Source organism: Parapedobacter brassicae (assembly GCF_051400755.1).
Lineage (GTDB): Bacteria > Bacteroidota > Bacteroidia > Sphingobacteriales > Sphingobacteriaceae > Parapedobacter.
Map to the genome: position 1 here is coordinate 570,049 of NZ_JBLFFL010000001.1, position 13,149 is coordinate 583,197.

The 13,149-nt window shown below is 49.9% G+C and carries 10 protein-coding genes; 4 read left to right on the top strand and 6 right to left on the bottom strand.

The window, feature by feature from the left end:
- Positions 1–183: 183 nt before the first annotated feature.
- From ACMGDE_RS02305 to ACMGDE_RS02320, 4 genes are all read right to left on the bottom strand, one after another.
- Positions 184–1,629, bottom strand: coding sequence for a Gfo/Idh/MocA family protein (locus ACMGDE_RS02305; RefSeq protein WP_436831139.1), 1,446 nt, complete (start codon positions 1,627–1,629; stop codon positions 184–186).
- A 305-nt stretch (positions 1,630–1,934) separates the two neighbouring features.
- A complete protein-coding gene (locus ACMGDE_RS02310) occupies positions 1,935–3,566 on the bottom strand; it encodes a RagB/SusD family nutrient uptake outer membrane protein (protein WP_436831140.1) in 1,632 nt (543 codons plus the stop codon).
- A gap of 13 nt (positions 3,567–3,579) precedes the next feature.
- The gene (locus ACMGDE_RS02315; RefSeq protein WP_436831141.1) at positions 3,580–6,642 is read right to left on the bottom strand and encodes a SusC/RagA family TonB-linked outer membrane protein; all 3,063 of its coding nucleotides are present in this window, start codon (positions 6,640–6,642) and stop codon (positions 3,580–3,582) included.
- Positions 6,643–7,050: 408 nt separating this feature from the next.
- Positions 7,051–7,770 carry a hypothetical protein gene (locus ACMGDE_RS02320; protein WP_436831142.1) on the bottom strand — a complete coding sequence of 240 codons (720 nt, stop codon included), beginning with the start codon at positions 7,768–7,770 and terminating at the stop codon, positions 7,051–7,053.
- 172 nt (positions 7,771–7,942) lie between these two features.
- On the opposite strand from ACMGDE_RS02320, the gene ACMGDE_RS02325 reads away from it, so the two are divergent.
- From ACMGDE_RS02325 to bcp, 3 genes are read left to right on the top strand one after another with little or no spacing between them, the layout of a single operon-like run.
- Positions 7,943–8,554 (top strand): fumarylacetoacetate hydrolase family protein, encoded by a 612-nt coding sequence (locus ACMGDE_RS02325; protein ID WP_436831143.1) that lies wholly within the window; start codon positions 7,943–7,945, stop codon positions 8,552–8,554.
- A 7-nt stretch (positions 8,555–8,561) separates the two neighbouring features.
- Complete coding sequence (locus ACMGDE_RS02330; RefSeq protein ID WP_436831144.1) at positions 8,562–10,262, top strand: M23 family metallopeptidase; 1,701 nt, start codon at positions 8,562–8,564, stop codon at positions 10,260–10,262.
- Positions 10,263–10,281: 19 nt separating this feature from the next.
- Positions 10,282–10,749: a thioredoxin-dependent thiol peroxidase gene (gene bcp / locus ACMGDE_RS02335; RefSeq protein WP_436831145.1), complete on the top strand. Its 468-nt coding sequence runs from the start codon at positions 10,282–10,284 to the stop codon at positions 10,747–10,749.
- Here the strand turns inward: bcp and ACMGDE_RS02340 are convergent.
- Positions 10,736–11,374 carry a 4'-phosphopantetheinyl transferase family protein gene (locus tag ACMGDE_RS02340; RefSeq protein WP_436831146.1) on the bottom strand — a complete coding sequence of 213 codons (639 nt, stop codon included), beginning with the start codon at positions 11,372–11,374 and terminating at the stop codon, positions 10,736–10,738. The genes bcp and ACMGDE_RS02340 overlap by 14 nt on opposite strands.
- A gap of 141 nt (positions 11,375–11,515) precedes the next feature.
- On the opposite strand from ACMGDE_RS02340, the gene dcd reads away from it, so the two are divergent.
- Positions 11,516–12,052 (top strand): dCTP deaminase, encoded by a 537-nt coding sequence (dcd, locus tag ACMGDE_RS02345; RefSeq protein WP_436831147.1) that lies wholly within the window; start codon positions 11,516–11,518, stop codon positions 12,050–12,052.
- Here dcd and prfB read toward each other — a convergent pair.
- Positions 12,049–13,135, bottom strand: a protein-coding gene (gene prfB, locus ACMGDE_RS02350) for a peptide chain release factor 2 (RefSeq protein ID WP_436831148.1) whose coding sequence is annotated in 2 segments (ribosomal slippage) — positions 12,049–13,074 and positions 13,076–13,135 — 1,086 coding nt in all. Because the reading frame shifts where the segments join, the coding sequence is not laid out codon by codon here. The genes dcd and prfB overlap by 4 nt on opposite strands.
- Between the last annotated feature and the right edge of the window lie 14 nt (positions 13,136–13,149).

Consider the following 13,149-nt stretch of genomic DNA (forward strand, 5'->3'; position numbering starts at 1 on the left):
CAGGTGCGAACTGTGCGGCCATCGTTTTATGGCAACAAATATAGATACTTGTTTATAATAAGTCTAAATAATTTCCAATTAAATTCCAAACCAGTCATTTCTTGGGAACCCAAAACAAAAAGAGGCAGGATATCATGGATATCCTGCCTCTCAAAGCAGTTTAATGGTTGCGATTCCCTGCGTCTATACGGTCGGCAATTCCCAGCCCTGGCGGTATTGCCGCTTGACGAACTGGTTGACCTCGTCGAAGTTGGTCACTTTCATGTTTTCATTATCCCAAACCAGCTTCAAGTTCCGGCCCGGATATTTGTCGCCAACTCGCAGGTCCGAACCGCGGATAGCCAAGTTGGACATCAGCAGCGCTTCCGTTAGTGGTCCGGCGATCTCAAAAGGCGAACTTACCTGCTTATTGCCATATCCCGCAATACAAGCTTCTACCCATTGCGCATAGTGTCCACCGGAACCGTTAGGTACCCGTTCGTATGTAACCGGCAACTTATGCTGTTCGGTCAATGACGTAGGCAGCAACCTGGGGTTTTCTGCGTAGCAACCCGCCATCATCTTGCCTTTGGTGCCGATAAACAGAATACCGTTTCCGCCGTCGCCGAATACCTCATTGGGACCGAGTTCGTCCGGGCGTTGCGGCTGTATACCGCCATCCATCCAATGGATTTTTACATCGCCCGTTGTCTTTGCTGATTTGGGGAAGGTCATCACCGCATAGCTTGACGGCGGGCAGCTCTCGGGGAAATATCCCCTTTTGAATTCATCCACATATACCGAGCCCACGCTGGCTTGCACGTCTTTTACATATTGGAGGCCCAATATGCTGAATGGCGCTTCCATGATGTGGCAGCCCATATCGCCCAGCGCACCGGTACCATAGTCCCACCAACCGCGCCAGTTAAACGGCACCAGTTTATCCACATAATCTTTTTGAGGCGCAGTACCCAGCCAAAGATCCCAATCCAGCTCTTTCGGCACCTCCGTTTTCTGAGCCGGCCATTGGATCCCTTGTGGCCATACCGGCCTGTCCGTCCATGTATAGATGGTATGCACATCACCGATCAGTCCGGCATCAAACCATTCGCGCATGATGCGTACGCCATCGCCTGATGCGCCCTGGTTGCCCATTTGGGTGACCACCTTGTACTTCTTGGCAGCTGCCGTCAATGTTCTGGCTTCAAACACATCATGCGTCAGTGGTTTCTGCACATACACATGCTTGCCGAGCTGCATGGCCGGGAGCGCGTGGATGGCGTGGTTATGATCCGGTCCGGATACCGAAACCGCGTCGATATGCTTATGCTCCTTATCGAGCATTTCGCGGAAATCCTTATAATATTTTGCCTTGGGGAAACGCTTTACCGATCCCGCCGCGCGGCGATCATCCACATCGCAGAGGAAAGCGATGTCCGCTTTTCCGCTATCGTGGAAAGCCTTGATATCCGATTCTCCCTTGCCTCCCACGCCGATACCCGCAACCACCAGCTTGTCACTGGGCGCTACAAAACCTGGACCACCCAATACATGCCGGGGTACGACCATAAAACCTGCTGCCGCAGCAGCACCCGTTTTGATGAAATCCCTACGGGTTGCACTTGCTGTTGACTTACTACTCTTTTTCATTTGAATAAATTGTTTTTTTAATGGCAATGAAGCTTGCATAAATTATTCATATCCTTTTGTTTGTGGCAATTTATGCAGGTTTCATTTAATAATTGTTTTAATAGCGATGAAGCTTGCATAAGCTGCTCTTTATTCAGTTCTTTTTTTGAGTGGTAACTCATGCAGGTTTCATTTAAATAAATTGTTTTAGCGTATACCTGTTTATCCTTAGTATGTTGGTTAGCACAATACTACCTATTGTACGGGGCTAATATAGAAAAAAATTGCCAGCAGTTGCGTAACAACTTGCTGGCAATTTCATGATACTAGTAGCCTGGATTCTGCACCAGATTCGGGTTGATTGCGATCTGCGTATGTGGTATCGGATACAATTCCCGAGTGGCATCGTTGGTCGGCTCGTGATCCCACCATGAGCCATTGGTAAACCGACCGAAGCGTATGATGTCCGTACGCCGTTTGCCCTCGAAGATAAACTCACGCCCACGTTCGGCTAACAGTTCATCCATGGTCAATGTTGCCGTGGTATAACGTGCCGCTGGCCAGTCTTCGGGAGCAAACGCCCGTTCCCGGCACGCGTTGATCAGGTCTACCGCTTCCTGTGTAGCCGTGCCGCCATTCTTGCGCATAAGCGCTTCTGCCTTGTTGAAATAGATCTCCGTAAGGCGGTAGATAATATAGTGGTTCTCTTGATAATTTACATCATCGAGTGTTCCACTTTTGTATTTGTGGAACCGCGCGCCGCTGTTTTCTTCTCCTTCAGCCATGCTGCCTTCGCTGGTGACATCCCCCTCGCTTTCGCGGCGAATGGAATTGACATAGGAAAACGGTTTCCCATTCCATTCCTCTGTCCCGAGAATCTGCTCATTCGTACCATATTTATATTGGGGACCAAACAAAAACCACTCTTGCTTCCGTAGATCATTATCCGCATACGCATCAAACGCTGTGGGGATGACCACAAAGGCATTCCATCCGCCGTATCCTATGTTTAAGACATCCTTCATGTTGTCATACCCCATGAAGAATCCCCCCCAATCGAAGGTAAAACCACCTTGACGGCTGAATGCAAATTGGAACAGGGCCTCTTTTGCATTCTTATTTGTGTTGCCAAACGTTTCCGTGAGGTCGCCCGCCAGTGCCGGTGCACCGCCGATGCCCCCAGCGTCACCGCTGATGATCTTATCACATGCCGCGATGCATTCGTCCCACATGGGCGTACCCACGAAATATTCAGCATTGAGGTATAGTTCAGCCAGCATGGCGTATCCAGCAGTCGCCGATACCCGTCCCACCAGCTCGGTGGAGTAGGGCAACAGCTGAGGCACATATGTTTCCAGTTCCGTCTTTACAAATTCGAATACCGCCGCTTTTGGCTGCGTTGGCAAATTAAGCGGTTCTTCGGCAACCTCGGTAGCGATGGGCACATTGCCCCACAATTCCATGATCTTCATGTAATGGAACGCACGCAGCACATGCAATTCGGCCAAAATAGCCGCCATTTCCTCATCGGCAATGCCCAGCGCCGCATGATCGACCTCACTGAGGTCTGCTATGGCCGAATTGATGTAACCAACCCCCGACCATATCAACACCCATCCGGAACGCATGCGCCCTTCGTTATCCGTCCAGGTATGATAATGCTGCCGGAAGTGGTCTCCGCCATCATATCCATGTTTGCCTTTTTGTGGCCACGCCACCTGGTCTGCCGATAATTCAGCATGATAATAATACCCATTCTGTCCGGTAGGCGCCAGCCATGCCTGCATGTGCGTAAACGGCCGGAGAGCGGCCTGCATCACCTCGAGCTTCGAATTATAAAAACTGTCCTTGTTAAGCTCGCTATATAAGCTTTCGTCGAGATTTGTACAGGCATTTATCCCACTCAACAATATACCGGTAGCCGCTATATATATTGATTTTTTTAACGTCCTTTTCATCTTTCGTTTTGTATTAGAATCCAACATTTAGCCCTATGGCCCACGACTGCGTGCGTGGGTAAAATCCTCTTGAATCAATACCCGTTTCAAAACCGGTATCCTGCAGCTCAGGGTCGATACCGCTGTATCCTGTGATGGTCGCGATGTTCCGTCCGGTTACATAAACCCGCATGTTTCGGATGTAAGAAGAATTCAGCTGAAAATTATAACCCAATGTCACATTATCCAATTTCACAAAATCTCCACGTTCAATGTAATAGTCTGAATATTGGGGATCGTCATCCAGCTGATCATGTGTCGTAATGGCGCTACGCAGCAAATTGTTGGGTAGCCACCGCTTATTGCCGAAATACAAGTCTTGTGTATTGAGGATGTCGAATCCAAACTTCCCCCTGAAGAAGATACTTAGATCAAAGTTTTTATAAGAGAACGTATTGTTCAACGACGCATGATACTTTGGTACGCCATTGCCAATGACCGTCAGGTCATCCGCATTCATCTCGCTGGCCGAGCCAGTAGTGCCGTCTGCCCGATAAAACGTCCATTGACCTTCATCGGTAAATCCTGCGAAGCGTTTGCCGTAGAAATTACCTACAGCACCCCCTTCTTCTAACCGTATGGCATTGCCGAGGTTGCCCGGAGATGGGAGACCTCCGAATTCCAGCCAGTTTGCTTGAAAGATATCACCCGACAATTTGGTCAGCTCGTTTGCATTCGTGTTTGCCGTAACGTCGATATTCCAACGGAAATCATCTCGTCGAATCGCCACGGCCGAAACCTGCAATTCAACACCATAATTGCGAATTGACCCGACATTGGTATAAATCAGGTCGCGCACAAAAGCTGGCTGCTGTGCATTGTAATTATACAGCAGGTCTTTGGTCTCGCGATCATACACATCGATCGCTCCACTGATCCGGCTATCCCACAGCGCAAAATCTACCCCAATGTTCCATTCTGCTTTTTGCTCCCACCGCAGGTTTGGGTTTGGATTACGAGCCGGGCCATACGTTTGGTAGTAGACACCTCCCTGCGGATAAACACCCCCTGTACTCAGCGTAAGCAACGACTGGTAGTTGGGAATACCCTGGTTTCCGGTAACCCCATAGCCTACCCGCAGCTTCAACTCATCGATTTGGGACACATCTTGCAGGAATGGCTCCTCGCTGAGGGTCCATCCGACGGAAAATGAGGGAAAGTTGCCCCATTTGTGATTGGCGCCAAAACGTGAGGATCCTTCTCGGCGGAGGATGACCTGTGCCATGTACTTCCCTTTGTAGATATAGTTAGCCCGACCGAAAAACGCGATCAACGTATTATCATCTTTGAAACTACTCATCCCGGGGCGGGGCAAAGCCGTATTATTAATGGCGCTGCCCGAACCCAAATTCCAATCCAAGAACCCATCGGTCGTGAAGCCACTATTGTTCACGTTGAACCGCTCAATCGTACCATACTGATAGCTATAGCCCAACAACGCCGTCAGTGTATGGTCCTCGCCGAACGTGGTGTTGTAGTCTAATGTGGATTCCAAGGTTTGTATCCACGACAAATCATTCCATTTGGCGGCATACGCCATTCCCTGCCACTCCGAGGCGGGCCGCTGCTCCCAATCATTCGTAGAGCGATAAAAGCGATCGTTGAAGTTATCGCGAACATACGAGCCAAATACGGAAGCAGACAGGCCTTCCACGATGTCAAGCTTGAGCCGTGCATCACCCGAAAAAGTTTGCTGATTACGTTCAGCAATGCGGTTTGCCAACCGCGAGATCGGATTGTAATTGTTATATGCCTGGGTTTCCAAGAATGTTCCATCTTCGTTATATATCGGAGCCGTCGGATTACGCTGTACAGCCTGTTCAAAATCAGCTCCCGTGCTCGTGATGCGCGCATTCGGGTCGTCCGAATTGTTAAAACCACCGCCCAATAAATTCGACTTATTGAAATTGGCAGCGAGGTTCACCTGCAAGGTCAATCGATCCTGAAGTCCCTTTTGATTGATGTTGATTCTTCCCCCCCATTGCTCGCGGCTGCTTTGCTTGGCCACGCCATTTGCATCATTGAAGAAAAGAGATGCCCGATAATTGGTATTAGCGGAGCCTCCCGAAGCAGCGAAATTGTGGTAATGACTGGTATTTTCCTGATTGATCAGCTCGGTATACAGGTCCGTAGAAGCGCCAAAGTCTTGATCACTGTTGATCAACCCCTCTGCGATCAAGTTCCGGAAATCCGAAGCCGTGAGGAAATCCGGTTTGCGGTCTACCATCTCACGCTGTACATACGTGGAATAGTCAAAACGCGCCTCTCCTTCTTTGCCTTTCTTCGTCGTGATGAGAATAACACCCGCATTGCCCCGTGTGCCGTAGATGGCCGCGGCGGATCCGTCTTTCAATACGTCAAAGGATTCGATATCATCCTGCTGCAACAGATCGAGGCTACCACCTGGAATCCCGTCGATCACGATCAGGGGTGCCCGCGAGCCTGTAAGCGATGTAACACCCCGCAACTGAATGGCTGCACTGGAATTGGGATTATTCCCCTGCGTCCGCGTGATGTTCAATCCCGCGACTTTACCCTGGATAAGGTCCATCGGCGAACGTGCGCCTCCGGCGTTAAAATCCTCGGCCCGGACAGTGGCAACGGCAGACGTCACCTCTTTCCGCTTCTGCGTACCGTATCCGACCACCACGACCTCTTCCAGGCTTTCGGTGTCGTCTTCTAGCTGTACATCAATCGTCGCGTTTTGCGCCACCACGATTTCTTCGCTTGCATATCCTATATAGGAGAATACCAAAATTTCGCCCGCAGCCGCAGAAATGGCATATCGACCGCTGTCATCCGTGGACGCGCCGCGTGATGTTCCCTTTACGGCCACGGAAACCCCCGTCAGCGGGGTGTTGTCTGCGGCGCTGGTGACCGTCCCGGTAATCGTTTGTTGCGCTGCTTCTTCTGACAAGGTACGGACGGGGTTCGCATACGCTCCGCCACCTACAGGACCGGTCAGCAAAGCCGCTGCCAAGGGCAGAAGCACCAACCGCATCTTGCCGCTTGTTGTTCTTGTTAAATGCTGGTTCATTGTTCTCATCTTTGGTTTGTCATTAATCCTTAGCTCGTAATCAGTTCTTTGGTAATCGGCTTCTAAAATGTCAAACGCGTACCTCGGCAAAGCGGGTCGGAGTCGTCAACTCAAACCGCTCTCCCAATGACCGGCGATAGTCAATATTGGAGCCGAATCAATAATAAAATGTGAATACTAAATCATTTTAGCTAACAGCCGATGGCTTTGTGTTCTTGGGCATAATTGTGTGTGTTTTAACAGGTGAATAAATATTAGCTTGCTTTAACTTTTGGTTTGTTTATAAAGCACAACTAAGTGATTAACGGGGCTAAGGTATATAATAATTGATTTAGTTGCAAACAAAAATCCCCCGATCACCCCATCGGATGAGCTCATTTAAGCAAAATACTTCTGAATTCCGCTCCGTCAATTCACCGCTGAGATGGCTCTGATCAGCGTTTTCTTAGCCAGCGGCAGCAACGTGTTTTCCAGCGGGAAGGTGATGTCACTTTCTACTTGATAAACCGCGGGGTTGGGCAATTCCCGGCGGGTATGGATGAGATCCTTCCGGATCGCCTCGGGCGTGTTGTAGACAAAATGACGTTCATATTTGGTGATATACGTGGTGTGGATACCCCGATATTTCTCCTGGTGACTTTCAAAAAGGGTCACTTGATACTCATACACGCGTACGCCTTTTTCATCGCCGTTGCGCAGCAAAAGATAACCCTGAAAGGGATACAGCGGGCGCATACCGACTTCGGAAATGGCCAGGTGGCGCGTCACAAAATCATGGATCTCCTGCCCCTCTTTAATGGCGGGTTTGATCTTGCCTGCGGCATAGGCGATAATCTGTTCGATTTCCTGCATCATGGCATCGTCATTCAAGATCTTCTCATACGTGACTTTCACGGCCGCGACATCCAGGTTGCTCAGCCGCACGGGAAAGCCGGATTCCAGCATGGTTTTGTCCTGCTTGAATTTTTTTAGGTTATTGTAATGGAAAATCAAATCGTTGAGGTTGGGATAAAGCCGCCTCTTGTTAAAATGGACGTTGATCTGCTGCAAATAAGCCAGCAACTGATATTGTTTGTGTTCGAAATCGATGGGGCCTTCAATAAACCAATTGGCATTTAACGTCTGCATAGCCTATCTCCTTATTTTACCTTAGGGTGAATATAACGAAAAATCTATCGGCTTACCGTAAACTGGTATGTAAAAAATTTTAAACATTCCACAATTACTCCCTTGCATATGATGATTATCCTTCCTTACCCGGTTAATCTTTCTATTTTTGTGCGTACAAGTACGTTAAACCATGAAGATCATCGCCATCGGCCGCAATTATGTCGAACACGCCAAAGAACTGCATAATCCCGTGCCTGAAAAGCCTGTTATTTTCCTCAAACCCGATACGGCCGTATTGAAAGACAACCGTGACTTTTATTATCCGGAGTTTTCGAAGAATATCCACTACGAAGTGGAAGTCGTGCTCCGGATCTGCAAAGAGGGCAAACACATCGGCGCGAAATTTGCACATTCCTATTACGATGCCATTGGCCTGGGGGTGGATTTCACGGCGCGGGATATCCAGCAGCTGCACAAGGAGAAGTCCCTGCCGTGGGAATTGGCGAAGGCATTCGACGGCTCGGCTCCGGTGAGCGAGCTGCGCCCGAAAGCGGCTTTCGATGATGTATATAACATCGCATTCCGGTTGGATAAAAACGGCGAGACCGTACAATCGGGTAATACCAAGGACCTGATATTTTCGTTTGAGGATATCCTGGTCTTCGTGTCCCAATACATCACCCTGCGCAAGGGCGACCTGATTTTTACGGGTACCCCGGCAGGCGTTGGACCGGTAGCCATCGGCGATTACTTAGCAGGCTTTATCGGCGACCAGCAGATGTTTCATTTTTATGTGAAATAGTAGGTATATGAAGTTTATCCACATTTCTATTGTTTTTATTAGCTGTTTCTTTACCACCCACTACCTCAAGGCACAAAACCCGGTCATCAAAAAGAGGGAATATCCCCGGGGCTATTTCAGGAGTCCGTTGGCTATTCCTTCGCAGGCCTCCGGCACGTTTGGGGAGCTGCGTTCCACGCATTTCCACGCTGGCGACGACTATCGCACACAGCAACGGGTAGGGCTGCCCCTCTTTGCGGTCGCCGACGGCTATGTCTCCCGCGTACGGGTGCAAATCGGCGGAGGGGGAAATTCGGTCTATATCAACCATCCCAACGGGTTCACAAGCGTCTACCTGCATATGCTCGAATTCAACCCACAGCTGGCGGCCATCGTGAAAGCCAAGCAATACGAGCTGAAGCGCTTCGATGTGGATATTGCACTCGGCAACGCTACGGTGCCTATCAAGAAAAGTGACCGGATAGGGTTGACAGGCAATACAGGCAGCTCCCAAGGGCCTCACCTGCACTTTGAAATCCGTGATACCAAGACCGAAACCCCGTTGAACCCGCAACTGTTCGGCGTGGTGTTTCCGGACAACCTGGCTCCGCTGATTCGGGGCATCACCGTGTATGACCTGGCACAAGAGCCCTTCAGCGAGCATACGCCAAGAAGACACCTGGCGCTAAACGATGCGCAAATCATCCCGGTCAACGGCCGTTTCGGCGTGGGCATTAACACGGTCGATCGGCATAATGGCACCTCCTTCAACACCGGGGTGTATTCCATTGAACTATCGCTCGACAATAAACCCATCAGCACGGTCTTGTTCGAGGCATTATCATTCGAAACATCGGGGGCTATTCATTCCTACATCGACTACCCGTATTATGTGCTCAAAAAGGTAAGGGTCCAGAAGAGTTTTAAGGACCCGAACAACCCCATCAACATCTTCCATTTCCTTAGCGGCGACGGAAGCATCACCTTGCCTGATAATCAAGTGCATACACTCACGTACCGCGTGCGCGACGTGCATGGCAACACCAGCACGCATGCTTTGAAGGTCAGGAATACCTCCGCTTATACGCCCGCTTGGCCCCAGATAAGCAGCACCATCATGTTTCGCTACGACCGCGAAAACCGGTTTGCAGCCGAAAACATCGAAGTGACCGTGCCTACAGGCGCCTTATACGACCACCTGCACTTCAACTACAGGCAAAGCGCACGCCCCGATGGCGGGTATTCGATGGTGCAGCATGTGCATAACCGCTTCATCCCGCTCTTTAAGAGTTATGAACTGAAAATCAAGCCCGATGCAACACTGCCGGAGCAGCTAACATCCAAAGCCATCATCGTGGATGCCGAAGGCGATTCTCACGGGGGAAGCTTCGATAGTGGCTGGGTACGCACGGAAACCCGTTCGTTTGGCAGCTTCCATATCCGGGTAGATACCATCGCCCCGACGATACAGCCGCAGAACATCAGCCCCGGGAAGGACATGGGCGCTACCAGCCGCATGAACCTCAAGATTTTTGATGACCTATCCGGCATACAATCATTCAATGGGTATATGGATGACAAGTGGGTGCTCATGGAGTACGACTCCAAATCCCGTTCGCTGTGGCATGTGTTTGACAGCGATCTGCCGAAAGGCAAACACCGTTTGCGGCTGGAGGTGGTCGACTGGAAAGACAACAAACGCGTGTACGACGTGAATTTCATCAGGTAATCAGGAACAATTACGTTATATGGCAACATTGAAAGTGGGTGACCAAGCTCCGGCAATCACCGCGAAAAACCAGCACGGCGAAACCGTATCGCTTAGTGACTTCAAGGGCAAAAACGTCATCCTTTATTTTTATCCCAACGACAACACACCCGGCTGCACGACAGAAGCCTGTAATTTCCGCGACAACTACCAGTCGCTCCGGGCCGAGGGGTTCGAGGTCGTCGGCGTTAGCGTAAACACCGAGCGCTCCCACCGCAATTTCGCCAAGAAATTCAGCCTTCCGTTCAACCTATTGGTGGATACCGACCATACCATCGTAAACGATTATGGCGTGTGGGGAGAGAAAATGTTGTTCGGAAGAAACTATATGGGCACACTGCGTACTACCTTTGTAATCGATGAGCAGGGCACGATCACCCATATTATCGACAAGGTGGATAACGAGCAGGCCTCACAGCAAGTGCGGGAATTGCTCAGTTCTCCATGACATATGCCAGCATGTATTCCTGAAATTTCTCGTAATATACCTTGAATGGTTGTTGGCAGTGCGGAGCGTCCAACGCCAGGAATAACACGCCCTGATCTTGGAAATCAAACGGCCGGATCGTCATGTTGTCCTTGAATGACACACCTCTGTTTCCTTGCAATTTGTATACGGCTTCCTTGGCAGACCAACAGGCGTAAAGCTTTTCAATATTGTTCTTACCGATCGATTCCAGTTCGTCCGGTTTCATGAACTTGTCCGCTATACGCAGGATCTTCGGTTTCACCAGTTCCAGATCGATGCCCACTTCGCCATTGTCGCTCATCATTACTGCGGCGTAGTCAAAGGAATGGGTCAGTGAAATCCGCTGAGGAAAATTCGCCAAATAAGGCTTACCATTTTCATCCGATGGGCAATCGATGAAACCGTCTGTATTCAGCATTTTACGGAGCAACACCCGCGTGGCCAGCCAGTGCAGGGTCCGTTTGCCTTTGTTGAGGCGGCCTAAGGTGGCTCGTTCACGCGCGTTGAGCTGCAATCGGCTGATCAGCTCCTCGGCTGATTCTTCGATACGCCAGATGGCAAACCGTACGTTATTATCCAACTCGCGCAAATATGCTAACGCCATACAGCCAAACTTAGCTATTTGCTTTTTATATACAAAGCAATTTCACTGATTTCTCATCGCTGCGGGCCTATTTAATAAGGTGGAAAATAACAATTATTACCCTATCTTTGGCGGCATAGTTTTTAAAATCGCATATACATCATGATCCTATCCGACAAGCGCATACTGGAAGAAATTGAACGCGGATCTATCATTATCGAACCGTTCCGGCGGGAATGCTTGGGCACCAACTCATATGATGTCCACTTAGGCAAGTACCTAGCCACCTATCAGGATCGGGTGCTGGATGCCAAAAAACACAACGAGATCATTCACTTTGAAATTCCCCAAACGGGGTTCGTGCTGGAGCCCAATACCTTATACCTCGGCGTAACGCTCGAATATACCGAAACACATAACCATGTCCCCTTCCTCGAGGGTAAGTCAAGCACCGGCCGCCTCGGTATCGACATCCACGCGACCGCAGGCAAAGGCGATGTAGGATTCTGCAATACCTGGACACTGGAGATATCGGTGGCCCAGCCTGTAAAAATATACGCCGGCATGCCCATCGGACAGTTGATCTACTTTGCCGTTGAAGGCGAGATTGAGACGTTCTACAACAGTAAATCCAATGCCAAGTACAACAACAAGACCACGCGGCCGGTAGAAAGCATGATGTGGAAGAATGAGTTTTAGTTTCCTCCGAACTCCATCAAATACGCTTTCAAAAATTCGTCGATTTCTCCATCGAGCACCGCCTGGGTATTGGAGGTTTCCACGTTGGTGCGCAGATCCTTCACCAATTTGTACGGGTGCAGCACATAGTTGCGGATCTGCGAGCCCCATTCGATTTTCTTCTTATTGCCTTCTATGGCCGCCGATGCTTCCTGCCGCTTTCGCATTTCGATTTCATACAGCTGCGATTTCAACAGGCGCAACGCGTTTTCCTTGTTTTGCAGTTGCGAGCGTGATTCCTGGTTTTTGATCACAATGCCTGTGGGCTTGTGGTGCAGGCGCACGGCCGTTTCCACCTTGTTCACATTTTGTCCGCCGGCACCGCCTGAGCGGAAGGTATCCCATTCCAATTCAGCGTCCTTTACGTCGATCTCGATATTGTCATCCACCAACGGATACACGTATACCGAGGCAAAGGACGTATGGCGCTTGGCGTTGGAATCGAACGGCGATATCCGCACCAACCGGTGCACACCGTTTTCCCCTTTGAGGTAACCATAGGCAAAGTCGCCCGAAAATTGTAACGTCACGCTCTTGATGCCGGCCACATCGCCTTCCTGATAATCCTGCTCGGTCACCTTATAGCCATTGCTTTCGCCCCACATGATGTACATCCGCATCAGCATGCCGGCCCAGTCGCAGCTTTCGGTGCCCCCTGCACCGGCTGTAATCTGCAATACGGCATCCAGCTGGTCTTCTTCGGCGCTGAGCATGTTCTTGAACTCCAACGCCTCCACCTTGGTCAATGCCGCCTCATACTGTTCTTTCAGGTCCGTGTCGGACGCATCGCCCGCTTGGAAAAACTCATACATCACCACCGCATCATCCACAGCAGCGGCTACCTCATCGAAGTGGTCTGTCCACACTTTCTTGCTTTTGATGGATTGCAGCATCTTTTCAGCCGCTTTGGAATCCTCCCAGAAATCGGGTTGTAGGGTAGTCGCTTGTTCTTTTTCTATCTCTTCTTTGCGCGCATCGATGTCAAAGATGCCTCCTTAGGGAAGTTGTTCTATCCCTCAAGTCTTGTATCTGTTCTTTGGTCATGGGACAAAGGTAAT